The sequence below is a fragment of the Mesonia algae genome, assembly GCF_003253545.1.
Classification (GTDB): domain Bacteria; phylum Bacteroidota; class Bacteroidia; order Flavobacteriales; family Flavobacteriaceae; genus Mesonia; species Mesonia algae.
In genome coordinates this window covers 63328-89079 of the sequence record NZ_QKYV01000007.1, presented here as the reverse complement: position 1 = coordinate 89079, position 25752 = coordinate 63328, and the positions used below count along the sequence as shown (strand labels likewise).

The window sequence follows — 25752 nt, the reverse complement described above, 5'->3', positions numbered from 1 at the left end:
TAAGACGCTTATCAACATCAGTTAAATAAAGGTTATTAGACTATCTATAATTTACTATTTTATCTTTTAAAACCGTAAACCAAGAAAAATGCCTAGCAAAAAAATAAGTAACACTAATAAGCATAATAAATTCAAAAGGGAAGCTATATCTACTATTTGAGCCATAAGTTACCATAGCCTGAAGCACAGAAGCTGAAAAAACTACAAAAAACAATAGAGTACCTTTTTTTACTTTCTTATCTACAATAAACTTATATATGTAATAAGGTATTAGACCAATAAAGATAATTCTATAAAAATACAGAACAGATTTTTGTACATACCATAGTATTAGAAAAAATTTCTTTCCAAATTGTATTTCATCATATTTCCAAAAAATACCTGGTTCCCAAAAGTTTAACCAAGAGGTAAAAACTACCTGCTTTAAATAATCTCCTGGGTTATTAAAAATTGTTGCTTTAGCATATTTCCCAAACTCATTAGATAAATCAGGAAAACTCAAGTTTGTATCTTTAAACGCACCTTGATGATATGCATACCAAATAGACATAGCTACATCTCTATTCTCTTCTATTGATTTTTCACGATACTCTACATAAGGCTCAATAATCCAGTTATATTCTTTGGGGCCCTTTTCTGCAAAATAAACACAATTTTGAGCCATATTTAACCCTAAAAATGTAGTAGAAACAAAATAACCAGTATGTAGTTTATTAGCATAAGACCAACCAAAATAAACGAACAATGGTAATATAAAAACAAGTAATAGTTTTACTATATTTTTTCTCCCCTGAAAACCTTTAAGCAACCACATCCCAAAAATTAAAAACGGTAAATAGATATAAAAAGGTTTTATAGCCACTAATATTGCTAATACAGCACTTAAATAAAGTCCTGTTACAAAGGTTAACTTATACATTGAATATTTACTGAGTAAATACACTACCCAAGATAAAAAAAACAAGGTTATAGATTCTGTTAAAATAGCCGATTCATAAAATATAACGTGAAGAAAAGTTGTCATTAAAAGAGTAGTATAAAAACTAATCTTTCTAGGTACTTTCAAATTAATTAAGGTTTTATACCACAGTGCAAGAGCGATAATCCCAAGTATATTTTGAAAAACAATAATCCACCTTAATTTTCCTCCTCCTAACAAAAGAAACAAAGAATACCCAGGACTTCTCCATCCGTTATATCCTTCTAAACTAAATTTCTGAATATGTTCTGCAAGAATATAATAATCTGAACTATCAGGATATTCTGCAATATGATTATAAAATAAAGTGAATATAATCAATCTAAGCAGTACTCCTAATGCTACTATATAGTATATATTTCTATCTTTGATAGTTAACATATAATTTTATTATTTGAAAAGGAATCAAAAAGAAATCATATGCTTTAATTTTTGAGTTTCCTTTTTCTTCCCAAACATTTAAAGGAATTTCCACAATTTTATTAGCAAATTGGATATCTTTTTTTTGAAAACGAAGTAAAAGTTCTACATCAAATAGCCATTTAGTATAAAAAGGATCTTTAAATAATTTTTTAGCTAAATCCACTTCTAATATTTTTGCCCCGCACTGAGTATCGTAAACTGGAGTCTTTAAGACAATTTGACTTACAATAGTAGCGAAAATCCTCCCAAAATAATGTCTCGATAACGAGCGATTTACCTTATTCCCTATAAGTTTTATACGTGCTCCCATTACGATTTTTTTATGGGGATTCTCCGTTGCATAATTTAAAAGCCTTACCATTTCTTTAAAAGGAGTAGCTAAATCTGCGTCTAAATATCCTACATAAATATAAGTATCAGATAAAAATTCTAAAACTCCTTTTCTTATGCTTTCTGCTTTCCCTTTATTAATATTATTTTTTATACAAAATACATTTGGATATACATTTGCTAAACCTTCAATAATTTCTTGCGTTTTATCAGTACTGGCATCGTTTATAAAAACGAAGTCAATATTTTTATAGAAAACAAAAGCTTGTTGATAAGCCCCTACCGCAATTCTCTTTGCTTCGTTGTATACAGGAATAATAAATAAAACTTTCTGTTGAGGCATAAGGTAAATTTATACCCAAAGATACATGAGCATGGTATAAGTGTAAGCAAAAAGTATTAATTTTTAAATTATAACGGTATAATTATAATAAAACTGCGGTCATATTTTTATAAGATTACGAATGCTGTCTGGTATATCTATAAATCCATCAAATATTGAAATTTCAACTTTCTTATCAATATCAAAAAGAACACCTTCTTCTATTTTTAAAGTTGCTCCGTTTTTCACAATAATTTTTACTCCTTTTTCTAAAATAAGGTGACTTCCTTTCTTAAAAATTAAAGAAGAATTTTCATTTAAAATAATGGTTGATTTTTTATTAAATTGAAAAGTACCTTCATTTTCTACTAAAAAATTTGTGTTTTTTATAAAACTTCCATTTATAGATTTTGAAGAATTATAAGTTTTACTCTTATTTATTTTAAGTTTCTTTTTTTTCTCTAGGATAATTTTTACACCAGCAGGGAGAACAATATTACCAGTCATCCTAAAATCATTATCTATTTTTCCATCTTCATAATTTATTGAAATTCGGTAAATTCCGTTGTTCATTTTCTTAGGATGTATAGATAATGAATGTAAAATGACAGGAGCCATTTTGTCTTTACGCCAGTCAAACTTTTGAAAATTTGTTAATGGTGGATTACTAAATGCGCTCAGTTTTTTGTTAGGCAGAGTTAAATTTGGACCTACATATCCCCAAATAGGCTTTCCATCTACTTCTATAATATTATACCCATCAATATAATTTCCCCTTGCTCCATTTGCAGATTTAGCATGTTCTATTTTATCATTGTCATTAAAATCATATCTAAAAAAACTAGCCTCATGTTGTCCTCCGTAAGCGTTTACATCTTCTTTTTTAACATCTAAAATCTCTGAACCCCAGGCATAAGCTTCTTCTTTTAATTCTTTAAAAGTATAGTCATAATTTCCCTTCCCATATATAATCTTAATTCCGTTAGTTCCTCTCGAAAAAGGATACAGCTCTTCTCTGCTCGGCGCAATTTTTTCAATAAACCCAACTAATCCTTTTTGTTTTGTTATAATAGAATCGCCAAATGCATCTACTAGTAAATCTGGTCTTTTGTAATAAGGATTATTTAATTGATGATTTTCTAACCAAATATATTCATTTTCCGTATTTGGTAGTTTTATACGCATAGTTTGTCCAAATTCTAAATAATCTTTTAATAGGTATTGTTTCTTTTTTACGTAATTTTTTTCGTTAATATCATGGGTTATATTTATCCATCCGGCGTACCAACGTTCCCACGAATTTGCTAGTGGCATAAAATTGCTAAAAGAATCCATTAATCCCCAACCGTAATTATAGTAGTAATAATCACCTGAAGCTTTGTTGGCCATAACAGTATGTGGATTATTCATAAAAGTATGAGCCATTTCGTGAATAATAAGTTCAATTCTTTCATAGATTTTCCCTTGAGAAAAAAATATTCTTATTCCACTTTTTCCTCCAATTTTTATATCCCCGCGACTATTTCTTCCAATTGTTTTTTCGATTCCTGCTCCTGCAATTGCCTTAGGCCAATTTGATTTTATTTGTCCGTTTGGATGTGGTGACCAACGATTATCATTTCTGAAATTTAGAATAACATAATCAATTTTGTTATCAGGTTGAGGATTATCGAAGCTTACTGAACTATTAAATTCAAAACTTGGATTGTTTTGAATATTATCGAATCTTGACCAATCATAATCCTGTGGGAAAATTTCAGCAATTTTATGATATACTTTTTCCACAATTTCACCATAACTCGTAATTCCTTTTGGATTTATATTTATATCAATAGGCTTATTGGTTATAGGGTCTTTTAGAACCTCAGCATAGAAACGAAATTTCCCCTGAGACATAGCATAGTAGAATTCTGAAAGATTTAAGTAAATATCGTTATTGAAATAAGTTTTAGTTTGGAAATCTGAGGGATCTTGATGAGCCCATATAAGTTTTCCTGTTCTTTCATCAACTACAGATTTCCCATAATAAACAGGAAATTTAGAACCAATTGGCCAGTGGGTCATTTCATGTCTTTCTGAATTTAAAGCTGGTTCTTTAAAATTTACATAAATTACAAGAGCTCTTAAATCGCCTTTTGGCGTAAAAGAATCGCCATATATAGAAGATTTATTATTATTAAAATCAGTCTGTTGAGCAAAAAAAAAGGCAGGAAATGAAAGAAATAAAAGTGCAATTATATATTTAATAAGGGGATAAATAAATTCGTCTATTTTTTCCACAAAAACACTTTTTAGCAAAGTTAATATTATTTAAACTTTATAAAGATACTATTTTAGATTAACTGAACTAAAAAAAAATGGCTGTCGAAAAGACAGCCATTTTTTAAATTTTTATATAATCTTATTACGTTTACGCTCATTTTCCGTTAAGTAAATTTTTCTTAACCTTAAGTGGTTAGGCGTTACCTCTACGTATTCATCTTTTTGTATGTATTCTAATGCTTCTTCTAAGCTAAACTTAATTGCAGGAACAATTTTCGCTTTATCATCTGCTCCAGAAGAACGTACGTTAGAAAGTTTCTTAGTTTTAGTAATATTCACTGCCATATCATCTTGGCGAGAGTTTTCACCAATAACCTGACCTTCATAAATATCTTCACCTGGATCTACAAAGAACTTCCCTCTATCTTGTAACTTATCAATAGAATAAGGAATTGCCGAACCTTTTTCCATAGAAACCAAAGAACCATTTAAACGTTCTGGAATTCCTCCTTTTAAAGGTTGGTATTCTTTATAACGGTGAGCCATAATAGCTTCTCCAGCAGTAGCGGTTAATAATTGGTTACGTAAGCCAATAATCCCTCTTGACGGAATAATAAATTCACAAACCATACGTTCACCTTTAGCTTCCATGCTCAACATCTCTCCTTTTCTCATGGTCACCATCTCTACAGCTTTACCTGAAACAGATTCTGGTAAATCTATAGTCAACTCTTCAACTGGTTCACACTTTACACCATCAATTTCCTTGATGATTACTTGTGGCTGACCAATTTGAAGTTCATAACCTTCTCTTCTCATCGTTTCAATTAAAACTGATAAGTGAAGTACTCCACGACCGTAAACTAAAAATTTATCGGCACTATCTGTTTCGTTTACACGAAGTGCTAAATTCTTTTCTAATTCTTTATTTAAACGGTCTTTAATATGTCTAGAAGTAACAAACTTTCCATCTTTTCCGAAGAAAGGTGAATCGTTAATAGTAAATAACATACTCATTGTAGGCTCATCGATCGCAATGGTCTTTAGAGCTTCAGGATTTTCAATATCGGCAACAGTATCACCAATCTCAAAACCTTCTAATCCTACAATTGCACAAATATCACCTGCTTGTACTTCTTCTACTTTTCTTCTTCCTAGACCTTCAAAAGTATGAAGTTCTTTAATTTTAGTTTTTACAATGCTTCCATCTCTTTTCACCAAAGAAACTTGCATTCCTTCTTTTAAACTTCCTCTTTGTAAACGTCCAATAGCAATTCTACCCGTAAATGAAGAGAAATCTAAAGAAGTAATTAACATTTGAGTCGTACCTTCTTCAATTTTAGGAGAAGGAATATGATCCATTACCATATCAAGTAAAGGCTCAATATTTTCTGTTTCATTTCTCCAATCATCACTCATCCAATTATTTTTAGCTGAACCGTAAACTGATGGGAAATCTAACTGCCATTCTTCTGCTCCTAACTCAAACATTAAGTCAAAAACTTTTTCATGTACCTCGTCTGGAGTACAGTTTTCTTTATCAACTTTATTGATAACCACACAAGGCTTAAGACCTAAGTCAATCGCTTTTTGCAATACAAAACGAGTTTGTGGCATAGGACCTTCAAAAGCATCTACTAACAATAGAACACCATCGGCCATATTTAAAACACGCTCTACCTCTCCACCAAAATCGGCGTGACCAGGAGTATCAATAATATTAATTTTTGTATCCTTATATACTACAGATACGTTTTTAGAGGTAATAGTAATACCACGTTCTCTTTCAAGATCATTATTATCTAAAATAAGATCGCCTGTATTCTCGTTTTCACGGAATAAACGGCAGTGGTACATAATTTTATCAACCAAAGTAGTTTTACCGTGGTCAACGTGTGCAATAATTGCAATGTTTTTGATTGCTGTCATAAAAAGCCCTTTTTAAAAGGCTGCAAATGTACGTTTAATTTTCTGATAATAAAGCTATAACCCAAAAATATAATGCTACGGTAATATAAACGTAAAGTTTTACCATTAAAACCTTATGTATTAGATAAATTAGGTTTTGAATGAGATATCTTCATTTGCTTCAACATAGACCCTCCTCCTTCATTCTTATTTAAATTTTTAAATAGAAAATGTCACTTTTCGGTTAAATAAATAAGGAAGCGAAACAACAAATTAAGTAACAAAAAAATTCAACAATATTATCGTACGGTGATTATAAACATAAGTATAAATAAATTCTAAATTAATATTAAACTTTAGCCAAATATTGCAGCTTTTATAATTTTCGACTTAATTTTCGAGATAACCTATCTGAAAAATCAATTATAGCATGTCAAAAATTACTCATCTCTTATCTTTTTCATTAGGTATTATTTTGTTTGCAGCCCCTCTTTTAAGCTTGGGTCAAGACAAAGTTGAAGAGGAAAAAGAAAAACCCAAATTAGAACTTCATGGCGCTGTACGTTTTAATTACATCAACTCTTCTTGGAAAGCCGAACAAAAAGCTAAAGGTGGAGAGTTTGGTTATGATATGATTGCCATAAAACCTAAAGCTTCCTATAAAAAATTGTCCCTAAATGCAGAATACAGATTTTATTCTGAAGCTTTTGGAGGTAGTTTTTTAAAAAGTGGATGGATCGCTTACCATTTTAATCCTAAAGATCAAATACAAGCCGGATTGGTTTACGTCCCTTTCGGAATTCAGCAATACAATTCTAACAACTGGTTTTTTAATATTACGTATTACGTAGGTTTAGAGGACGATCATGATATGGGATTAAAGTATGTTCATGAAGATGAAACTTTTGAATATGCTTTCGCATTTTTCAAAAATGCAGAGGAAATGCAATTTGTTGGCGGTGAAGAACACGATTCTAGCAGATATTCATATGATGTGGTGGGTAGAAATAAGGAAACTAATCAACTAAATGGTAATTTTGTATGGAAATTTGGCGGTCATGTAGACCACCGACTAGGTATTTCTGCGCAAGCTGGACAACTTTATAATTTAGATACTAAAGAAAATGGAAACCATTATGCTTTCGCTCTTCATTATGAAGTTTATTACCACGAATGGAATTTTAAAATAAGTCTCAACAATGTAGCACATAACCCTAAAAATGGGGAGGGTTTACCTAACGATAGAATACAAATGGGCGCATATGGAGTACCCTACGAAGTCGCCACCAATTTTAATATCTACACCTTATCTGCTTCTAGAAAATTTGATATTAACTGGGGGCCTTTTGAAAAAATTGAAGCTTATAATGATTTTGGATGGATGCAAAAACAGAAGAAAGAATTTGACTCTTCTATAATGAATGTAGTTGGTTTTAAGATTACCGCCGGAAATTTACTTACTTTTGTTGATTATGCCGCAGGGTATAATCACTCTTGGCTGGGGGGCAATTTTGTAGACGACTTTTCTACAGGAACCCCAGGAGCAAAATGGGAAGCTCGATTCAATATAAATGTAGGATACTACTTTTAATCAAATTATTTTATGGCTAAAAAAGTTACGCGAAGCGACGAAAAAAAATCAATTTTTGGATTAGATGTAAATGGACCCGTTTTTTTCTCGTCGGTTATTTTCATAGTTGTCAGTATTACTCTTACAATAATTTTCGAAAAAAAAGCAGAAACGGCTTTTGTTAATATTCAACATGCGGTGGCTGAAAACGCAGACTGGTTTTTTATACTAACCATCAACTTGTTTCTAATATTTTTAGTTTATCTCGCATTAGGTAAATTCGGGAAACTCAGGATTGGCGGTCAAAATGCAAAACCAGAATTTAAAAACTTGTCTTGGTTCGCTATGCTTTTTAGTGCTGGTATGGGAATTGGATTACTTTTCTTTGGTGTTGCAGAACCTGTAAAACACCTTGTGCATCCACCAACAGCCGAACCTAATACCGTAGCAGCCGCACAAGAAGCAATGAATTTTACCTTTTTACACTGGGGTTTTCATGCTTGGGCTGTTTACGCATTAGTTGGATTAGCTCTATCTTATTTTACTTATTCTCGAGGACTTCCTCTTACTATACGATCTATCTTTTACCCTTTTTTAGGTGATAAAATTCACGGAAGAATTGGAGACATCATTGATATTTTTGCTGTTTTAGCTACTCTCTTTGGTTTAGCTACCTCATTAGGATTTGGTGTTCAACAAATAGCTAGTGGATTAAATCATGTGTTTGGGGTTTCCGATGGCACCTTAACTCAAGTTTTATTAATTGCCGGGGTAACTTTAATTGCTACCACATCTGTAGTTTTAGGAGTCGATAAGGGGGTGAAAATTTTGAGCGAATGGAACATGAGAATAGCCGTTGTGCTTTTACTATTAGCATTAGTTTTAGGACCTACTTTATTTATTTTTAGATCTTTTGTAGAGAACACGGGAAGTTATTTCTTCAATTTCTTAAAAATTTCCACTTGGAGTGAAACTTACAGTGGTACAAGTTGGCAAAATGATTGGACAGTATTTTACTGGGGTTGGTGGATTGGCTGGTCTCCATTTGTGGGAATGTTTATTGCCCGAATCTCTAAAGGTAGAACAATTAGAGAATTTATTCTTGGAGTCTTACTCGTACCATCACTAGTTACTTTCTTTTGGATGTCTGCTTTTGGAAGTGTTTCTATACAACAAGCATTAGGAGGTGACTCAAATATTGTCATGGCTGTACAAGATGATATAGCTACAGCTTTATTTGTTTTTTTTGAAGATTATCCATTTTCAATGATTATTAACATAGTTGCAATTGTTCTTATTGCTGGTTTCTTTATCACTTCTTCAGATTCAGGTTCATTAGTTATAGACAGTTTAACATCTGGAGGTAAGATAGATGCACCAGTGGGTCAACGTATATTTTGGGCAGTTACCGAAGGTGCAGTTGCTGCAGTTCTACTTATTGGAGGCGGTCTTGAGGCTTTGCAAACCGCAACCATTGTAACTGGTTTGCCCTTTGCCCTCATACTTCTAGTAATGTGCTACTCACTTTATAAAGGTTTGAAAGAAGATTATATTAAATTAGAAAAGAAGAAATCTGAAAAGCAAATGGATGACTATGAAGGAGTAGTAAAAGAGATTGTTGAACGAAGAAATAAAAAAGAATCGTAATGGAAAGTGTTAAAAATATTTTAGTAGCCTTAGACTTATCTTCCATTGATAATCATTTAATAGAATACAGCGCTTTTTTGGCTGAAAAATTAGAAGTCAGCAAAGTTTATTTTGTGCATAACATTAAAAAATATGAAATCTCAGAATTATTCGAAAAAGAGCTCGGCGAAATAAATTTAGATCAACTTATTGGAGATGAACTGAATGAAAAAATTGAAGAAAAATTTAAAGCTGATATAAGTTGGGAGGTATTAATTTCTGAAGATTCTAATACAGAATCTTTGATTGATTATGTGGTAAATAAATATCAAATCCACCTTACCATTATAGGAAACAAAGTTGCAAAAGAAGGTACCGGAGTAGTTTCTGCAAAACTTCTTAGATTGCTTAAATGCAATATTCTTTCAGTGCCAAAATCTGCACAATTAGAATTGAAAAATATATGGGTAGGAACAGACTTTTCAGGGCATTCTAAAAAATCCTTTCAGTTCGTTGAACAATATAGAGGTAAATTCGATATTTATTTAAAATCTATACACGTCTTTCACGTACCTATGCAGTTCTCTCCTTACATTCAAACCAATACGGCGATTGAGAAAATTGAAAAGCACCTTCAGCAAAAGTCAGACAGGTTTTTCAAGAAAGTGATACTTACTCCACCAGAAGAAAGGCAATTGATTTTTGCAAAAGATAAGACTGTAAGCGAAAAATTCGCTGCAGAAATTGAAAATAATCATCCCGACTTAGTAATCATTTCAGATAAAGGAGGAAATAATATTTCTTCACTTTTAATAGGAAGTCTCACCGAAGAACTATTTGATGAAAGTTTAAAAAGCCCTTTACTTATTGTTAAATAAAAAAGTTAAGCTTCTAAATTATTTAAATGTTAGACAAATTATCTGTTTTAAATTTAATCCAGTTTGTAACTCCCGTGTACAGCAAATAATTTCATTATCTTTGACTTTATAAATTTTTAATGATGAAACTTGATAAAATACCGCAGATAAAATATACCAATTCAGATAACTTCTTTTTGCTCTCAGGTCCGTGTGCCATCGAAAGCGAAGAAATGGCCTTAAGAATTGCAGAACAAATAATTACGATTACCGATAAACTTGAAATTCCTTACGTTTTTAAAGGAAGTTTTAAAAAAGCCAATCGTAGTCGCATAGATAGTTTTACAGGTATTGGTGATGAAAAAGCGTTGAAAATACTCCGTAAAGTTTCAGAAACATTTCATGTCCCTACAGTAACCGATATTCACGAAGTAAGTGACGCGGCAATGGCTGCAGAATATGTAGATATATTGCAAATCCCAGCTTTTTTGGTACGCCAAACCGATTTGGTTGTCGCTGCTGCGGAAACAGGTAAAGTAGTAAACCTTAAAAAAGGACAGTTTATGAGTCCTGAAAGTATGAAACACGCGGTAACAAAAGTAACCGATTGCAATAATGAACAAGTCATGGTAACGGATCGTGGAACTATGTTTGGTTACCAAGATATGATTGTAGATTTTAGAGGAATTCCTACTATGAGAGAATTTGCTCCTACGGTTTTAGATATAACCCATTCTCTACAACAACCCAACCAAACCAGCGGTGTCACTGGAGGAAGACCAGATATGATTGAAACTATTGCAAGAGCTGGAGTAGTAAACCATGTAGATGGTTTATTTATTGAAACTCATTTTGATCCTGCTAGCGCTAAAAGTGATGGCGCCAACATGTTAAATATTAAATATCTTGAAAAGTTACTTACCAACTTGGTAAGCATTAGAAAAACGATAAATAATTTTTAAGATTAAGAATTAAAACCTCTTTAATAAAAATTAAGGTTCACAAAAGAAAGCTCGACATTTGCCGAGCTTTTTTATTACGGAAGAGTTAATTCAACAAAAACTGGGTAATGATCTGAGGGGTACATTTCTCCATACTTATCTTGAAGCACTTCATAAGAATTTACCTTTACACTCTCATTTACAAAAATGTAATCTAATCTATACTTATGACTTTCGGTTCGATTATTAAAATAATTAAATGTCCCTAAGGGTCCTTTAGGGGAGGTCATACTTGCTATTTTAGCATCATTGTAATAATCACTAAACCAAACAATAGGTTCTGAATTTTCTTTGGAGTTAAAGTCACCACCAATAATAACCGGGTAATTATGAATATTGACTTTTTGTATCCATTCATTAATTAACTGCACTCCTTTTATTTTTGATTTTGATCCTTCTCGATCTAGATGAACATTAAAAACATAAAATTTACTCTTGGTTAACTTATTCTCTAACAAAACGTAAGTCACTATCCTTACCCTAGATGCATCCCAGCCTTTAGATTCCAACAAAGGAGTTTCAGAAACCCAAAAGGTTTTCTCTTCTTTTACCTCTAATTTTTCAGCATTATATAATACGGCATTATAAGTAGCTAAATATTGATTATCAATTCTTGGAATTCCTACTAAATTGTATTTTTTCAAATAAGACAAGATATCATCTATTTGATGTTTTAAGGGTTCTTGCAGTAAATAAACATCTGTCTCTTTTTCTTTCATCTGTTTAATCACATGATTGCTACGATTAGTCCAACTTTTAAGCCCACTATCTCCCGACATTTTTATATTATATGTCATTACAGCAATGTTCTTTGCATTTTCTTTATCTTTTAAAGAAACACATGAGGAAAGAGTAAACAACAAAAGGAGACAAACGTAGCTACTTTTCATTTACGAAATCTTTTAAATAAGAATATCGAGAAGTAAGTTCGCCTTTAAAAGTCATTCTAGCTCGGTTTAAAATACCATTCTCATCATCATTAAAAAAAGCAGGTATCACATGTTTTAAGAACATATCTCCAAAGCCCTCGCTAGCATCCTTAGGTAACTCACAAGGTAAATTATCTACTGCCATCACCGTTATTGCATTTTCTGCATCAAACTCAACCTCACTTTCAGTTTGAGGATCATATCCATAAAAAGGATCAGCTATGGTTGATGGCCTAAGGGTTGAAGCTATAGGACCATCTATATCACAGCTAACATCAGCGATAAGATTGATCTTAAATTCTTTCTTTTTAACGTCTTCTTTTGTAAAGAAATAAGGAGCGCTGTCCCCATAAAAATGTCCTGCTATAAAATAGTCGGTAACTTTTGCAAAACGCATAAAGTCTGATTCGTAGGCTTCTGGAAAATTATAAAAATCATGCTTATCTAACTGCTTACCATCTTTTCTCTTATTGTAGTCCAGCACATCTATCATAGCGTAAACTGGTTCTTCAAATGATTTGGTTAAATAATCATGAATATTTACTTTCTTGATATGGAGATGGTCCAAAATCTCTTTAGCACCATAGGCTACTTTGCCAGAACCACTCAATGCTATTTTTATGGAAGGGATTTTTATTTGCTGAAGATTCTCCACGACTGCCTCATAATCTGGCAAACTTTCAACTTTTGGTAAATTAAATAACTTATCGCGAAGTCCTAATGCTCTAAAACCGTTATAGGCTCCTACAATACCTGCATATCTACCAAAACCAATTAAACGACTATTATTCTCATCAACAATTACTTCATGGTCGTATAATTCTATATTTTTTTCTAATACCGCTTGTAAAAGTGATCGATTATAAGGCTGCTTTTTGATGGTATGGGAAAAGAAAAAGTATTTTTTATGAGGGATAAGAGAATCAATCGGGACTTCTTTGACACCTAAGAGAATATCACAATTACTTAAATCTTCTGAAATTTGAAACCCTAATTTTTCATATTCTTCATCTGGGAATATTCTAATGTTAGAAGACTCCACAAAAAGTTCGCAATTAGGAAATTGTTTTTTAAGCAGTGATAGTTTTTGAGGTGAGAAAACAACTCTACGATCTGGTGGTGTTTTTCTTTCTTTAATAATTCCTATCTTCATAGACTGGTATAGCTTTTGTTGTTATAACTTGCATAAAATTGATGTGTAAATATATGATTTTATTGTATATTTGCCAGCCTTACTTTGTAGGTAGTTCTTTGAATTTTATTATTGCGTTAGGGATAGAAGCGGCATCCTTTTTAAAATTTTGCCCTTAGGCAGAAATTTAAAAAGATATAGCAGATAGCCCGCCGATAGCTTTTTTGAGCTAGAGGAACGCCCACGATATTATTCTTTTTTTCGTTTACACGGAATTTTTTGGGGTCGATTTGGTTTTGACAGTGAGTCTAATTGAATGGTAAGCACGTCGAGCGCTGGGATACAGCTCGTAAATCTCATATTTCACACTTTTTTAAACGGCGAGAATAACTACGCCTTGGCTGCGTAATCCGAATTATAGTAGGATACCTTAGTCCCTGTTAGACAGGGAGCCAAGATGTCTCGTGGCAGCCTTGATTTACGGCGACCACAATTGAGGCACCGATAAAGTAACTCTAGAAACTGTAGGGTCTTGATACAGTTTTGAAATTTAATTGAGAATAAGTATGTAGTTGGTGGCTTTCGGCCGGCTGCATATCGAAAAACAAACGAGAGATAAGCGTGTAGAAAGCTATTGAATTGCTTGTTTGGACGGGAGTTCGAGTCTCCCCGACTCCACAAATTTAACTGAAACCCGTTTTTTATAAACGGGTTTTTTTGTTTTTAAGCTACTTTTTATGATTAAAAATTCATTAAATATTACTATATTATTTTTTGATTCTCATCCCCCAGTAATTTTTAATGCAAAGTTGAATAGATGAAGTTAGTAATCGTTTCCATTTTTTCTAAAAGACAAAACCCAATTTCAAAAAAATTTGGAGAAAGTATCATCCATCATTTTCAAAATGCGAGCGATGTAAAAGAAACGGTTGTTATTACTAATTCTAAATTTCCTATAAGTTTATCTGAAAACAACTTAAAAATTATACCTAAAGCTAGTTTTCAAGGTTTCAAAAATTCTTATAAAGTTTTAAAAATGATTTATAAAGAAAAGCCCGATGCTATTTTCTTTAATGTTGACTTTACTGATAAATCTAAAAAAAGTGGGGTTTCTCTTTTTAAATTTTTAATTCCTAGTTTCTTTTCGTTAAGAAAAACACCCTCCATTTTATTCTTAAATAATTATCTTGATAAGCTAGAGCTAAATCGCACAACATTTTCTGGTGATTATTTTAATAATAAGGTTTTTAAAGTAAAAAAATATATCATCTTTAAAATCTTACCAAAGTTTAACCTAGTTACTTTACCTAACTTTAAAGACTTTAAAAGTTTTAACAAAGAATACCCTAAGTATCCTGCAAAACATTCACCTTACGTAAGGACGGAAAGAGTTAGCCAGCCTAACTTTTTAAATGAAAATAGAGATTTGTTAAAAATAAATACATATTTAGGTTCGAATCCTAATCAAGAGCTTTCATTTTTACTTCGTACTGTAAAAAAAATCCATGAAGAAAGTATTGAAATCGCACTAAATGCGAATCCAGATTATTTTGATCTTGAAGAATTCATAAATTTAAATGATATCCCCCCACATATAAAGTTTGTCAATTATTTTACTAGCAATTATTTTGAATACATTAAAAATGGAAGTATGACTTTATTCACTACTTCAGATATTTTGAATGATAAAGATATATTACAAAATGCAAGTCTAATTGGTAAACCTATAATTGTTCCTAATGAAAATAATATAAGCTCTAAAATTAGAGAAGAAGGCTATGCTGCTCATTTTTTCTCCCCAAAAAACGAAATCTCTTTAGGCAAGGGAATTTCTACTATTTACAATAGTGAAAGTTACACCCTAAAACTTGCCAAAAAGAATTATGCAACAGCCTCACAAAATACTCTTGAAAGCATCACCTCTGCTTATATTAATTTATTTACAAATTATATAAACAAGAAAAAATATGCAAACTGGAAAACTTTTCACGCATAGAAATTATAAGAATTTCTTTTTTATAATTCTTACAATTTTCTCTTTTGGGAGTCAAGCTCAACCTGCTATTGATTATTATAATGAGGGACTAAAAGCATACCAACAAAAAAATATCATTTTAGCTATTTCATCTTACACTCAATCTATACAGGCAGATCCCTATATAAAGGAAACGTATAACCAAAGAGCTGTTGCATATAATGAACAAAAAGAGTATCATAAAGCTATAAAAGATTACAACCAAGCCATATTATTAGATTCATCTTACGCTATTGCATATTTAAATAGAGCTAATGTAAAATTCAAAATTGGAGATATATTTGGTGCAATGAAAGACTATAATAAAAGTATTTCTCTAGATAATACATCTTACATTGCCTATCATAATAGAGGTTATTTAAAAGAAAAGTTGGAAGATTATAGAGGCGCAATAAATGATTACGATGCTTCAATTCTTTTAAACAAATCTTTTATAAGAAATTATATTGACAAGGGATATTGCCAAAGAATGCTTTCTAGATTTAAAGAATCAATAGAGGATTACAATCAAGCTTTACTTATAGATCCAGAAAATCCTGAGGTTTATAGCAAAAGAGGATTTTCTTATCTAATGTTAAATAAAAGAAATGATGCGTGTAAAGATTGGAGTAAATCTGGTGAACTAGGAGATCTAGATGCTTACGACGCTATTAAAAAGTTTTGTAATAATTAATTTTATCTTTTAAGTTGCCCCAATTGTCGTTTTAGATCATCCATAGATTCTTGCAGTTGTCTTAACATGCTATTTTCTGAATTTTCATCTAGACTAAAGGTTAATTTACTATTCACTTGCCATAGTTCTTGAATATCTGAAATTAGCACATCAAAGGGAGGATATTCTTTATTCAAAGAAACTAATCTAATTTTGGAAGGATCCCCCAATTTATGTAGCTTTTTCACTACTACGGTATCATACATTACTACCACATATATTTTATGGTCACTCGCTTCGGTAATGCTAGAAATGGCTTTTGCTAATACCCATTCTTCTGGTCTCAAGTTTGGTAACATACTATCTCCTTCAACCTGAAAACCTCTATAAGTGGCATTTCTAAATTGTGGTAAAGGAAGATCAAAGGCTGGTAAATTTCTATACCAATCTACATCTTGCACGTTTTGAGGGTAACCTGCTGCAGCTTTCTGATTAACCATGAGAATATTTTCATGCTCTTCAGAATTTAATGTAATTACTTTAGGCATAGTATCGACTTGGTGTAAAGGGAGTAATTTTTGATTACTCTCACCAAATAACCAAAGGGGATTAATCCCAAAATGCTTCAGTAACTCCATTACAACTGTTCCTGAAAGTTTAGTTCTCCCACGTTCAATATCTGCTGTAGAGCTTTTTACACCTAAAAGCTCCGCAAACTCGGTTTGAGTATATTGGTTCTCCTCTCTAACCTCTTTAAATCTTTTTATCTCGATAGCTGTTTCCATACTCAAATATAGAAACATTTTAGGATATTATCCAATTTTAAATGGTATTATTTCCTAAATATTAGAATATCTCCATATTTTTGTAAAAATTCCTAGAATGAATTATGAGAGAATTAAAGAGAAGTTAAACATTCTTGCTGATGCTGCAAAATATGATGTTTCTTGCTCAAGTAGTGGTAGCAATAGAAAAAATAAAACCAATGGCCTAGGAAATGCTGAAGGCATAGGGATTTGCCATAGTTACACTCCAGATGGTCGCTGTGTTTCACTGCTTAAAATACTACTGACCAATTATTGTATTTATGATTGTGCCTACTGTGTTACGCGTATAAGTAATGACATTAAGAGAGCAGCTTTTAAAGTGCAAGAAGTGGTTGATCTTACCATCAATTTTTATCGCAGAAATTACATTGAAGGTCTGTTTTTAAGTTCCGGGATTTTCAAAAGCCCAGATCACACTATGGAACGCCTTATTCAAGTAGCGAAGAAGCTTCGTCTTGAAGAAAATTTTAATGGATATATCCACTTAAAATCTATTCCTGGCGCAAGTGATGAGCTTATGTACGAAGCTGGATTATATGCCGATAGGCTTTCCGTAAATATTGAAATTCCAACTAAAGAGGGATTAAAACTCTTAGCTCCCGATAAGAATAGAAAGGATTTCTTACAACCTATGAATAAGGTGAAAAATGAAATTCAGAAATATAAATCTGAACGAAAGTTAATAAAATCGACTCCTAAATATGCTCCCGCAGGACAAAGCACACAAATGATCGTTGGTGCAACCAATGAAACCGATGCAGAGGTTATGTATACGGCCACATACTTATATAAAAAATATAATATGAAACGAGTGTATTATTCTGGCTATATTCCAATTTCTTATGATTCTCGACTTCCTGCAATTGGAACAGAAGTCCCTATGTTGCGCGAAAATAGACTTTATCAAACCGATTGGCTATTGCGGTTTTATGGTTTTTCAATCGAAGAATTATTAAATAAAAATCATCCTAATTTAGATAGTGATATTGATCCTAAACTAAGTTGGGCTTTACGAAATTTACATCATTTCCCTATAGACATTAATAAGTCAGATAAGCAACTTCTAGCTAGAGTACCTGGCCTGGGGATGAAATCGGTTTATAAAATCCTTCACGGAAGGAAATATAGAAAGCTTAATTGGGAACATCTTCAAAAAATGGGCGTAGCACTTAACCGTGCCAAATACTTTATTACTTGCGATTCTAGAAATTTTGAAACTAAAGATTACACGCCTGCACAAATTAAATATAAAATCTTATCGACCAGTCAGACAAAATATAAAAATACGCTGTCTCAACAACTTAATTTATTTGGATAAAAGATGACTTATTTTTTATACGATGGTTCTTTTGAAGGTTTACTCACCAGTATTTTTGAAATTTATGAATATAAACTTGATAAGGTTTCTATTTGTAAAATCTCAACCTATGAAAAAGGCTTTTTCAATAAAGAAATTGAAGTGATTACCCAACAAGAGAAATCTACAAGATTACAGAAGGGAATTATAAAAATGGGCTCAGCTTTAGACTTTTCGCAAATTTATCGTGCATTCTTAAGTGAATTGAAAGGTGTGGAGGATTTGATTCTCAATTATACTCAATATCTCTTTACGGAAAAAAGAAGTGTAGCTAAAGATTATGCTAATAAGCATGTATTAGAAATCTCTCAAATCGTAAAAAAAATTGGCAGAGAAAAACACCGGATGGATGCTTTTGTTCGATTTAGGCTTACAAAAGATAATATTTACTTTGCGACAGTAGCGCCAGATTTTAATGTACTTCCTTTAAATGAAGTGCATTTTAGAAAACGTTATGCCGATCAAAAATGGTGTATTTACGATTTAAAAAGAAATTATGGTATTTTTTATGATCTTCATAAAACAGAAATTATAAGTTTAGATTTACCTACTAATATCCTCTCTTCTTCTGAAGAATTTTTCAAACCTGAGGAATTACACTTTCAACAGCTTTGGAAAAACTACTTTAAAAGCACTACCATTAGCTCTAGAATTAATAAAAAATTACACCAGCAACACGTTCCCAAACGTTATTGGAAATATTTAAGTGAAAAGTATTTACAAGTGTAACAGTGTTAAAATATGTTAAAAGCTACTTTGTTTTACATAGTACTGTAACAAAAGTATCAATAGTGCGTCTATTAGGTATATCAATCTTTTAAAACGAACATCATGAAAACAGTAGTAAACGCATTAGACAAATTAAGTTCAAGCACTTTAAATCATCACGAAGAAAAGAAAAACACCTCCGCTTTTAGTCGAAAAAAATTATGGAATAGTAAACGTAGGTATTTGATTAGCTAAACCAAAAAAGGTTGACTTTACAGTCAACCTTTTTTATTTCATTTATAACTTAATTATTGTATTTCTGCACTTATACCAGCGTCTAGCAACTTGCTACATCTCGGTTTTAAATCGTCATAATCTCCCGTTTTCACTTCACACTTACCTTTATAATGTATGAGCATTGTACATTGTTCTGCTTGTATGGGATCGTGGTCACAAGTCGCAATTAACATGTCTATTACGTGATCAAATGTATTTACATCATCGTTAAAAACAATAATCTGATTTTGTTTATTTACCCTTTCTTTGGTCTTAACTTCTTCTAAAACTTCTTCTTGTACACTCATCATATGCAATTTTCTACATTACAAAATTAAAGATATTTAGCTAGCCCGATAAATTATTTAACAAATTTTACAGCAACCCAATTTTCTCGAACCAAATGATTGTCGAGTTTTAAGCCTAAACTTTCACATTTTTCTGTAATAATAGGTAAATCCTCTTCGTAAAATCCGCTTAAATAAATCTCGCCATTTTCCGTCAAGCAATCCGTGTAAACGGGCAAATCGTTTAATAAAATATTACGATTAATATTTGCAATAATAATATCGTAACTTCTCCCAGGGAGTAAAGAAGCTTCCCCCTCTTCTACTTTTATAGTTGAGCAATTGTTACGCTCGACATTTTCTAAAGTATTTAAGTAGCACCAATTATCGATATCTATAGCTTCAACTGGAGTGGCTCCTTTCATTGATGCTAGAATTGCTAAAACTCCTGTACCGCAACCCATATCTAGTACACTTTTTTCTCGCATATCATCTTTCAAGATGTGCTGAATCATCATATGCGTAGTGGCGTGATGTCCCGTACCAAAAGACATTTTAGGTTCGATAACAATATCATACTCCGTTTCCTTTTTTGGATGAAATGGAGCTCTTACCTGACAAACATCATCAACCAAAATAGGAGAGAAATTCTTTTCCCATTCTTCATTCCAATTCACTTGTTCAAACTCTTGAATGGTGTAACTAATCTTAAAATTTTCATTCTCTAAGATTGAAACTTCCTTTACCAAAGCTTCTTGGTGCTGGTCTTTAATAATGTAAGCTTCAATACCTTCTTCGGTTTCTACAAAGCTATCAAATCCTAATTCTCCCAACTCTGCAATTAAAATATCTGAAGCTGGTTGAAGTGGTTCTACTTTAAAAAAATAACCAATATATACAGGTGTCATATTAAAAGGAATTAATAATTTGTGTAAAATCTTCGGCTTTAAGCGCCGCTCCGCCAATAAGTCCGCCGTCGACATCTTGCATGGCAAAAATTTCTTTAGCGTTGTTGGGTTTTACGCTTCCGCCGTAAAGAATAGAAACTTTTTCCGCAGTAGCGGAAGAATAAGTATCTGCTATCATTTTTCTAATCCCGGTGTGCATATCTTGTGCTTGCTGCGGACTAGCAGTTTCTCCTGTTCCAATGGCCCAAACTGGCTCATATGCTAAAGTGATAGACTTCCATTCCTCTTCCGTTAAGGTAAAAACGCTATCGCTTAATTGTTTTTTAACCACCTCTACGTGTTTATTATTTTTTCTAGCTTCTAATTCCTCTCCTATACAAAATATTATTTTTAAGCCTTTCGCTAAAGCGGATTTAACTTTAGAAGCTAACAACTCGTTACTTTCATTAAAAATACTTCTACGTTCGCTATGACCTAAAATCACAGTTTTTACCTGAAGACTGGTTAACATAGGAGCAGAAATCTCTCCTGTATAAGCACCGTTTTCTGCTTCGTGCATATTCTGCGCAGCGACTTCTATGTTAGTATCATTTAAAATTTCTTTAGCTAAATATAGATTGGTGAAGGAAGGTGCAACCATTACTTTTACTCCATCATTAAAATCTTTCTCTTTTAAATCATTCAGTAAAGTTTTCATTTCCTGTATATCACAGTTCATTTTCCAATTTCCTGCTACTATTTTTTCTCTCATAATTTCTTTTTTAAGTGTTGGCGATTTTTGGGTCTAACCAACCATAAATAATATCTACAAAAATATTAATAAGTATAAACATAAGCGCAATAATTAAAACCGATCCCATAATTATAGGTAGATCTAAGGTATTAAGCGCATTTACAATTTCTTTCCCCAAACCATTCCAGCCAAAAATATATTCTACAAATACAGCTCCTGCCAACATAGAAGCAAACCAACCAGAAATCGCTGTAATTACGGGATTTAACGCGTTTTTTAATGCGTGCTTACGAATGATGATGGGCATTGACAAACCTTTTGCTTTGGCTGTTCGTATATAATCCTGCTGTAAAACTTCTAATAAAGAATTTCTCATAAGCTGTATTACAACTGCCAAAGGTCGAATCCCTAAAACGATGGCTGGTAAAATAAGGTTTTTGAGCATTAGATGATTTTTCTCTCCAAAATCATCTAACTCATATAAACTTCCGGTGGTGTTTAAATGCGTATATTCTCCCAAAACGTATGCAAAAAACCAAGCAAATAATATAGCGCTAAAAAATGAAGGAACACTCATTCCTACCGTACTCAAAACTTGTATGGTTTTATCGAGCCATGAATCCTTTTGTAATGCTGATATGATCCCAAAGAAAATTCCGACAAGTAAAGCAATTGTAATAGCGGTAAAAGCGAGCACAAATGTATTAGGTAAAGTTTCTGAAATAACTGTTGATACCTTCTTTCCGTTTTTCTGAAAAGATTCTCTTAAATAAGGTGTTTTTAACGCTAAACTTGTTCCTGAAATAGTAAACAGCTTTACTGCATTATACTTGTTGTCATCCAAATACGTATAATCATTTCGCTTTACGGAATGAAACGAAACTGGCGACAAATCATTAATATAATACAAATACTGAACAGAAATAGGCTGATCAAATCCATATTTTGCTCTTACTGCTTCTAATTGCTCTTCACTTTCATTTTGGCCTAACATCATTTGTGCAGGGTCTCCAGGAAGTACAGTAAATAAGAAAAAGATGATACTTACCACACCAAACAGTGTGAGCAAAGCGTAGCCTATTTTATAGATGATATATTTTAGCAACCTAAATCATTTTAAAAATTCAAAATCTTTGGCAACAAAAAAATTCGATTGTATAGATTTCACTTATAATTATAAAAATCACTAATTACAAAAGAATACGTGAACATAAGTCAATTGGTACACAGACCAACTTTATCCTTCACTTTGCCAAAGTATCTAGATTACTTGATCTTTAGATCTTCAGCATCATTCCAATGTAACTTTTGCATAATAGTACCTTTTTCTAAAGTTACTAAACCAGGATTAGAACGTACTATTGTTTTAATAGCCGTTTCATCTGCAAAATAAAATGGAATATCTATACCATAAATATCTTTAATCTTACTAATTTCATTAGGTCCAGAAGCAGACAAACCTATAACACGGTATCCTTTTTGTTGAGCTGCTGCAATTTCATCTTTAATAGCACTCCATCCTGCTTTTTCACTTTTAGACAAATTATAGGCAGATACCATAAGCACTTTAGGCGTACTTAAAATTTCTTCAGTAAAATCTTCTCCTCCTTGTTGTAAAGAAAAATCGTGAATTGGCGGTTCATAACCTTCTTCAACAACTTCTGTATTAACTTCTATAAATTCTCCATCGACAGATGGATAAGCACCTTGAGTGGTCACTATTTTTTCTTGTCCGCCTACGTTAAATTTCCAGTTATAATCATACACTGCTTGCTTAGCATCGGCTGGCATTTTCATTCCTTCAGAAATATTTGCTCCAACTTTATAGGCTCTAAAATCTATTGCAGGTAAATGCATTAAAACCTGATAAGCAAAACCTAAACATCCTATAAACACTACAAATACAATCCACTTATGGGAAGCAGATTTAAATATAGGATTAATGTATTTTTGATTAAAGAATAAAATTAATATCAATACACTTAAAATAACATCCTTATAAAAAGATTGCCAAGGCGTTAAAGGAATAGCATCACCAAAACAACCACAATCGGTAACTTTATTAAAATAAGCAGAATAAAATGTTAGAAAAGTAAAAAAGGCAATCATTAGCAGTAAACTCCAAACAGTAAACTTTTTCAAATACCCTAAAAGTAAAGTTACTCCTAGCATTACTTCGGCAATTACTAAAATTACAGCCAAGGCTAAAGCAACAGGAATTAAGAAAGGAATATCTAAAACTCCCGGACTAAAATACTCTTGAAGTTTATATGAAAAACCAACGGGATCATTGAGTTTTACAAAACCACTAAAAATGAAAAGTATACCTACAAATACTCTAGCAAAGCCAACTAATGCTTTCATAACAATTATTATTTTTTAAGATTCGTGGAAGTTAAGAAGAATAAGGGCGAATACGGAATAATTAATCATATCTTGATAATTTGCATCGATCCCCTCACTCACGGTTGTTTTTCCTTTATTATTTTCTATTTGTTTTACGCGAAGTAGTTTTTGTAAAATTAAATCGGTTAATGAACTCACTCGCATTTCTCGCCAAGCTTCTCCATAATCATGGTTTTTATTTTCCATCAATTGTTTGGTGACACTTACTTGACGATCATAATGTTCTAACGCTTTCTCTAGAGAAAAATCGGGTTGCTCTGCCACCCCATTTTCTTGCTGAATTAAAGCCATAATGCAATAATTAATAACTCCTATAAATTCTGGTATTTCTCCCTCATCAACTTTCTGCTCAGCATTTTGCTGTAAGCCTCTAATGCGTTGTGCTTTTATGAAAATTTGATCGGTTAGCGACGGCAAACGTAAAATTCGCCAAGCGCTACCATAATCTTTCATTTTATGTTGAAACAATTCTCGGCATTTAGAAATGACCGAATCATATTGTAAAGAAGTATTTTGCATGAAAACGCTGTATTTTGCGTAAATTTCGGAGAAATATTTCAACTATTCAAAGTTATTTTATCTTTATATGACAATTAATTGCAACGGAAAGCTTATTTCGCTAGAAACTCCCAAAATCATGGGGATTCTTAACCTTACACCCGACTCATTTTATGATGGTGGATCTTATAAAAATGAACAAGAAATTCTTCAGCAAACCGAAAAAATGCTTGCCGATGGAGCGTTTTGTATTGACGTTGGCGCATATAGCTCTCGTCCCAATGCTAAAGACGTTTCCACGAAAGAAGAACTGCAACGTCTAATGCCGGTAATTGAACTCTTACAAAAAGAATTTCCAGATATTATTTTATCTATCGATACCTTTAGAAGTGAAATTGCTAGAAAAGCTATTGATAATGGAGCGGCTATTATTAATGACATTTCCGGCGGAAGCCTAGACGAATTAATGATGAAGACTGTAGGTGAATTAAAAGTTCCCTATATTTTAATGCACATGCGCGGTACGCCAAAAACGATGCAATCATTAACTCAGTATGATGATCTTTTACAGGATATGATTTATTATTTTTCTAATAAAGTAACTGAAGCTAGAAGTTTTGGGATTCACGATATCATCCTAGATCCAGGTTTTGGATTTGCTAAAACTACTTCGCAAAATTTTGAATTACTCAAAAATCTTTCTCTATTAAACATGTTAGAACTTCCTGTCCTCGCAGGACTTTCCAGAAAATCTATGGTCTACAAAACTTTAGAAATTTCAGCTAATGAAGCTCTTAACGGAACAAGTGTTTTGAATACTTTAGCTCTACAACAAGGTGCTAAATTATTAAGGGTTCACGATGTAAAAGAAGCCAAAGAATGTATTGACTTGGTGGCTCAACTTTAGGATTAAATTTATAAATTTACAAAAAAGCAATATTTGGAAACCTTCAATTTTCTAGACTTACGCATTCTCGATATCATTGATATTTTATTGGTAGCTATACTTCTATATTATATTTATAAATTAGTAAAAGGGAGTGCTGCAATTAATATCTTTATAGGAATCGTAATTGTTTACTTAGCGTGGAAACTAACTCAGGTTTTACAAATGGAAATGCTAAGCAGCATCTTAGGTCAATTTATTGGAGTAGGAATGTTTGCCCTTATTGTAGTCTTTCAGCAGGAAATTAGGAAGTTTTTATTAATGGTAGGTTCTACCAATTTTGGAAACAAGAGAAAGCTCATTAAACACCTTCGCTTTTTAAGGGATGACGAAAAAGAACTAACTACCGATGTTACATCAATTATTAAAGCTTGTGAGAGTATGGGGAAAACTTCTACTGGAGCTTTAATAGTTCTCAAGCGAAGCACAAGTTTAGATTTTATAAAAAATTCGGGGGACATTATGGATATTGAATTGAATCAACCCATTTTAGAATCTATATTTTATAAAAACAGTACTTTGCACGATGGCGCTCTAATCATTGAAGAGAATAAAATAACGGCCACTCGGGTAATTTTACCAGTAAGTAACGATAGAAGTATCCCACTACGTTTTGGATTAAGACACCGCGCCGCAGTTGGCATAACCGAAAAAACAGATGCTTTAGCTTTAGTAGTAAGTGAGGAAACTGGACAGACCTCTTATATTAAAAATGGTTCGTTTGAGATGTTCGAATCTTATGAAGAATTAGGTAATAAGTTAAGAGAAGATTTAGAGTAA

General features: G+C 32.2%; 24 protein-coding genes and 1 other RNA gene. 12 read left to right on the top strand and 13 right to left on the bottom strand.

The genetic code is table 11. The features are described from left to right. Positions 1 to 40: 40 nt before the first annotated feature. The 4 genes from LX95_RS12335 to typA form a co-directional block, all read right to left on the bottom strand. Entirely contained in the window at positions 41 to 1360 is a 1320-nt protein-coding gene (locus tag LX95_RS12335; protein WP_111541765.1) for a hypothetical protein, read from the bottom strand. Then, the gene (locus tag LX95_RS12330) at positions 1341 to 2075 is read right to left on the bottom strand and encodes a glycosyltransferase (protein ID WP_111541764.1); all 735 of its coding nucleotides are present in this window, start codon (positions 2073 to 2075) and stop codon (positions 1341 to 1343) included. The genes LX95_RS12335 and LX95_RS12330 overlap by 20 nt, the downstream gene beginning before the upstream one ends. A gap of 99 nt (positions 2076 to 2174) precedes the next feature. Next, positions 2175 to 4334 carry a metallopeptidase domain-containing protein gene (locus LX95_RS12325; RefSeq protein WP_111541763.1) on the bottom strand — a complete coding sequence of 720 codons (2160 nt, stop codon included), beginning with the start codon at positions 4332 to 4334 and terminating at the stop codon, positions 2175 to 2177. Positions 4335 to 4445: 111 nt separating this feature from the next. Further along, entirely contained in the window at positions 4446 to 6245 is a 1800-nt protein-coding gene (typA, locus tag LX95_RS12320; RefSeq protein ID WP_111541762.1) for a translational GTPase TypA, read from the bottom strand. Between the two features lie 409 nt (positions 6246 to 6654). On the opposite strand from typA, the gene LX95_RS12315 reads away from it, so the two are divergent. From LX95_RS12315 to kdsA, 4 genes are all read left to right on the top strand, one after another. Next, positions 6655 to 7815 (top strand): hypothetical protein, encoded by a 1161-nt coding sequence (locus LX95_RS12315; RefSeq protein WP_245924776.1) that lies wholly within the window; start codon positions 6655 to 6657, stop codon positions 7813 to 7815. 12 nt (positions 7816 to 7827) lie between these two features. Next, positions 7828 to 9441, top strand: coding sequence for a BCCT family transporter (locus tag LX95_RS12310; protein ID WP_111541761.1), 1614 nt, complete (start codon positions 7828 to 7830; stop codon positions 9439 to 9441). Then, positions 9441 to 10298 carry a universal stress protein gene (locus LX95_RS12305; RefSeq protein WP_111541760.1) on the top strand — a complete coding sequence of 286 codons (858 nt, stop codon included), beginning with the start codon at positions 9441 to 9443 and terminating at the stop codon, positions 10296 to 10298. The genes LX95_RS12310 and LX95_RS12305 overlap by 1 nt, the downstream gene beginning before the upstream one ends. Positions 10299 to 10420: 122 nt before the next feature. After that, a complete protein-coding gene (gene kdsA, locus LX95_RS12300) occupies positions 10421 to 11239 on the top strand; it encodes a 3-deoxy-8-phosphooctulonate synthase (protein ID WP_111541824.1) in 819 nt (272 codons plus the stop codon). Positions 11240 to 11313: 74 nt separating this feature from the next. On the opposite strand, the gene LX95_RS12295 is transcribed toward kdsA, so the two are convergent. Together LX95_RS12295 and LX95_RS12290 are read right to left on the bottom strand one after the other, a co-directional pair. After that, a complete protein-coding gene (locus LX95_RS12295; RefSeq protein ID WP_111541759.1) occupies positions 11314 to 12168 on the bottom strand; it encodes an endonuclease/exonuclease/phosphatase family protein in 855 nt (284 codons plus the stop codon). After that, positions 12158 to 13360, bottom strand: a complete 1203-nt coding sequence (locus tag LX95_RS12290) for an NAD(P)-dependent oxidoreductase (RefSeq protein WP_111541758.1) — start codon at positions 13358 to 13360, stop codon at positions 12158 to 12160. Before LX95_RS12290 ends, LX95_RS12295 begins: the two co-directional genes overlap by 11 nt. Positions 13361 to 13620: 260 nt before the next feature. On the opposite strand from LX95_RS12290, the gene ssrA reads away from it, so the two are divergent. The 3 genes from ssrA to LX95_RS12275 all read left to right on the top strand — a co-directional run bounded on the left by ssrA (position 13621) and on the right by LX95_RS12275 (position 16047). After that, positions 13621 to 14020, top strand: a transfer-messenger RNA (tmRNA) gene (gene ssrA, locus LX95_RS12285). A 136-nt stretch (positions 14021 to 14156) separates the two neighbouring features. Continuing rightward, positions 14157 to 15335: a glycosyltransferase family protein gene (locus LX95_RS12280; protein WP_111541757.1), complete on the top strand. Its 1179-nt coding sequence runs from the start codon at positions 14157 to 14159 to the stop codon at positions 15333 to 15335. Then, positions 15307 to 16047, top strand: coding sequence for a tetratricopeptide repeat protein (locus LX95_RS12275; RefSeq protein WP_111541756.1), 741 nt, complete (start codon positions 15307 to 15309; stop codon positions 16045 to 16047). The genes LX95_RS12280 and LX95_RS12275 overlap by 29 nt, the downstream gene beginning before the upstream one ends. A gap of 2 nt (positions 16048 to 16049) precedes the next feature. Here LX95_RS12275 and LX95_RS12270 read toward each other — a convergent pair whose 3' ends face one another. After that, positions 16050 to 16811: an XRE family transcriptional regulator gene (locus LX95_RS12270; protein ID WP_111541755.1), complete on the bottom strand. Its 762-nt coding sequence runs from the start codon at positions 16809 to 16811 to the stop codon at positions 16050 to 16052. Between the two features lie 97 nt (positions 16812 to 16908). Between LX95_RS12270 and LX95_RS12265 the strand changes: the two genes are divergently transcribed. From LX95_RS12265 to LX95_RS14815, 3 genes are all read left to right on the top strand, one after another. Beyond that, the gene (locus tag LX95_RS12265) at positions 16909 to 18171 is read left to right on the top strand and encodes a putative DNA modification/repair radical SAM protein (protein WP_111541754.1); all 1263 of its coding nucleotides are present in this window, start codon (positions 16909 to 16911) and stop codon (positions 18169 to 18171) included. A gap of 3 nt (positions 18172 to 18174) precedes the next feature. Continuing rightward, the gene (locus tag LX95_RS12260; RefSeq protein WP_111541753.1) at positions 18175 to 18939 is read left to right on the top strand and encodes a TIGR03915 family putative DNA repair protein; all 765 of its coding nucleotides are present in this window, start codon (positions 18175 to 18177) and stop codon (positions 18937 to 18939) included. A gap of 102 nt (positions 18940 to 19041) precedes the next feature. Then, positions 19042 to 19173, top strand: coding sequence for a hypothetical protein (locus LX95_RS14815; protein ID WP_262509669.1), 132 nt, complete (start codon positions 19042 to 19044; stop codon positions 19171 to 19173). Between the two features lie 53 nt (positions 19174 to 19226). On the opposite strand, the gene LX95_RS12255 is transcribed toward LX95_RS14815, so the two are convergent. From LX95_RS12255 to LX95_RS12230, 6 genes are all read right to left on the bottom strand, one after another. Next, positions 19227 to 19502 carry an ATP-dependent Clp protease adaptor ClpS gene (locus tag LX95_RS12255; RefSeq protein ID WP_111541752.1) on the bottom strand — a complete coding sequence of 92 codons (276 nt, stop codon included), beginning with the start codon at positions 19500 to 19502 and terminating at the stop codon, positions 19227 to 19229. A gap of 53 nt (positions 19503 to 19555) precedes the next feature. Then, positions 19556 to 20389 (bottom strand): 50S ribosomal protein L11 methyltransferase, encoded by an 834-nt coding sequence (prmA, locus tag LX95_RS12250; protein ID WP_111541751.1) that lies wholly within the window; start codon positions 20387 to 20389, stop codon positions 19556 to 19558. Between the two features lies 1 nt (position 20390). Then, on the bottom strand, positions 20391 to 21140 hold the full coding sequence (tpiA, locus tag LX95_RS12245) for a triose-phosphate isomerase (protein WP_111541750.1): 750 nt from the start codon (positions 21138 to 21140) through the stop codon (positions 20391 to 20393). A 10-nt stretch (positions 21141 to 21150) separates the two neighbouring features. After that, a complete protein-coding gene (locus tag LX95_RS12240) occupies positions 21151 to 22227 on the bottom strand; it encodes an ABC transporter permease (RefSeq protein ID WP_111541749.1) in 1077 nt (358 codons plus the stop codon). A gap of 161 nt (positions 22228 to 22388) precedes the next feature. Beyond that, the gene (locus LX95_RS12235; RefSeq protein ID WP_111541748.1) at positions 22389 to 23486 is read right to left on the bottom strand and encodes a BT_3928 family protein; all 1098 of its coding nucleotides are present in this window, start codon (positions 23484 to 23486) and stop codon (positions 22389 to 22391) included. Between the two features lie 15 nt (positions 23487 to 23501). Next, entirely contained in the window at positions 23502 to 24047 is a 546-nt protein-coding gene (locus tag LX95_RS12230) for a DUF1599 domain-containing protein (protein ID WP_111541747.1), read from the bottom strand. A gap of 67 nt (positions 24048 to 24114) precedes the next feature. On the opposite strand from LX95_RS12230, the gene folP reads away from it, so the two are divergent. Next, positions 24115 to 24933: a dihydropteroate synthase gene (folP, locus tag LX95_RS12225; protein WP_111541746.1), complete on the top strand. Its 819-nt coding sequence runs from the start codon at positions 24115 to 24117 to the stop codon at positions 24931 to 24933. A 33-nt stretch (positions 24934 to 24966) separates the two neighbouring features. After that, positions 24967 to 25752, top strand: a complete 786-nt coding sequence (gene cdaA / locus LX95_RS12220; RefSeq protein ID WP_111541745.1) for a diadenylate cyclase CdaA — start codon at positions 24967 to 24969, stop codon at positions 25750 to 25752.

Excerpts from the sequence above, each read along its gene's own strand:
- LX95_RS12335 (WP_111541765.1), bottom strand. The coding sequence starts at position 1,360 with ATGTTAACTATCAAAGATAGAAATATATACTATATAGTAGCATTAGGA.
- LX95_RS12330 (WP_111541764.1), bottom strand. The coding sequence starts at position 2,075 with ATGCCTCAACAGAAAGTTTTATTTATTATTCCTGTATACAACGAAGCA.
- typA (WP_111541762.1), bottom strand. The coding sequence starts at position 6,245 with ATGACAGCAATCAAAAACATTGCAATTATTGCACACGTTGACCACGGT.
- LX95_RS12315 (WP_245924776.1), top strand. The coding sequence starts at position 6,655 with ATGTCAAAAATTACTCATCTCTTATCTTTTTCATTAGGTATTATTTTG.
- LX95_RS12310 (WP_111541761.1), top strand. The coding sequence starts at position 7,828 with ATGGCTAAAAAAGTTACGCGAAGCGACGAAAAAAAATCAATTTTTGGA.
- LX95_RS12305 (WP_111541760.1), top strand. The coding sequence starts at position 9,441 with ATGGAAAGTGTTAAAAATATTTTAGTAGCCTTAGACTTATCTTCCATT.
- kdsA (WP_111541824.1), top strand. The coding sequence starts at position 10,421 with ATGAAACTTGATAAAATACCGCAGATAAAATATACCAATTCAGATAAC.
- LX95_RS12295 (WP_111541759.1), bottom strand. The coding sequence starts at position 12,168 with ATGAAAAGTAGCTACGTTTGTCTCCTTTTGTTGTTTACTCTTTCCTCA.
- LX95_RS12290 (WP_111541758.1), bottom strand. The coding sequence starts at position 13,360 with ATGAAGATAGGAATTATTAAAGAAAGAAAAACACCACCAGATCGTAGA.
- LX95_RS12280 (WP_111541757.1), top strand. The coding sequence starts at position 14,157 with ATGAAGTTAGTAATCGTTTCCATTTTTTCTAAAAGACAAAACCCAATT.
- LX95_RS12275 (WP_111541756.1), top strand. The coding sequence starts at position 15,307 with ATGCAAACTGGAAAACTTTTCACGCATAGAAATTATAAGAATTTCTTT.
- LX95_RS12270 (WP_111541755.1), bottom strand. The coding sequence starts at position 16,811 with ATGGAAACAGCTATCGAGATAAAAAGATTTAAAGAGGTTAGAGAGGAG.
- LX95_RS12265 (WP_111541754.1), top strand. The coding sequence starts at position 16,909 with ATGAATTATGAGAGAATTAAAGAGAAGTTAAACATTCTTGCTGATGCT.
- LX95_RS12260 (WP_111541753.1), top strand. The coding sequence starts at position 18,175 with ATGACTTATTTTTTATACGATGGTTCTTTTGAAGGTTTACTCACCAGT.
- LX95_RS14815 (WP_262509669.1), top strand. The coding sequence starts at position 19,042 with ATGAAAACAGTAGTAAACGCATTAGACAAATTAAGTTCAAGCACTTTA.
- LX95_RS12255 (WP_111541752.1), bottom strand. The coding sequence starts at position 19,502 with ATGAGTGTACAAGAAGAAGTTTTAGAAGAAGTTAAGACCAAAGAAAGG.
- prmA (WP_111541751.1), bottom strand. The coding sequence starts at position 20,389 with ATGACACCTGTATATATTGGTTATTTTTTTAAAGTAGAACCACTTCAA.
- tpiA (WP_111541750.1), bottom strand. The coding sequence starts at position 21,140 with ATGAGAGAAAAAATAGTAGCAGGAAATTGGAAAATGAACTGTGATATA.
- LX95_RS12235 (WP_111541748.1), bottom strand. The coding sequence starts at position 23,486 with ATGAAAGCATTAGTTGGCTTTGCTAGAGTATTTGTAGGTATACTTTTC.
- LX95_RS12230 (WP_111541747.1), bottom strand. The coding sequence starts at position 24,047 with ATGCAAAATACTTCTTTACAATATGATTCGGTCATTTCTAAATGCCGA.
- folP (WP_111541746.1), top strand. The coding sequence starts at position 24,115 with ATGACAATTAATTGCAACGGAAAGCTTATTTCGCTAGAAACTCCCAAA.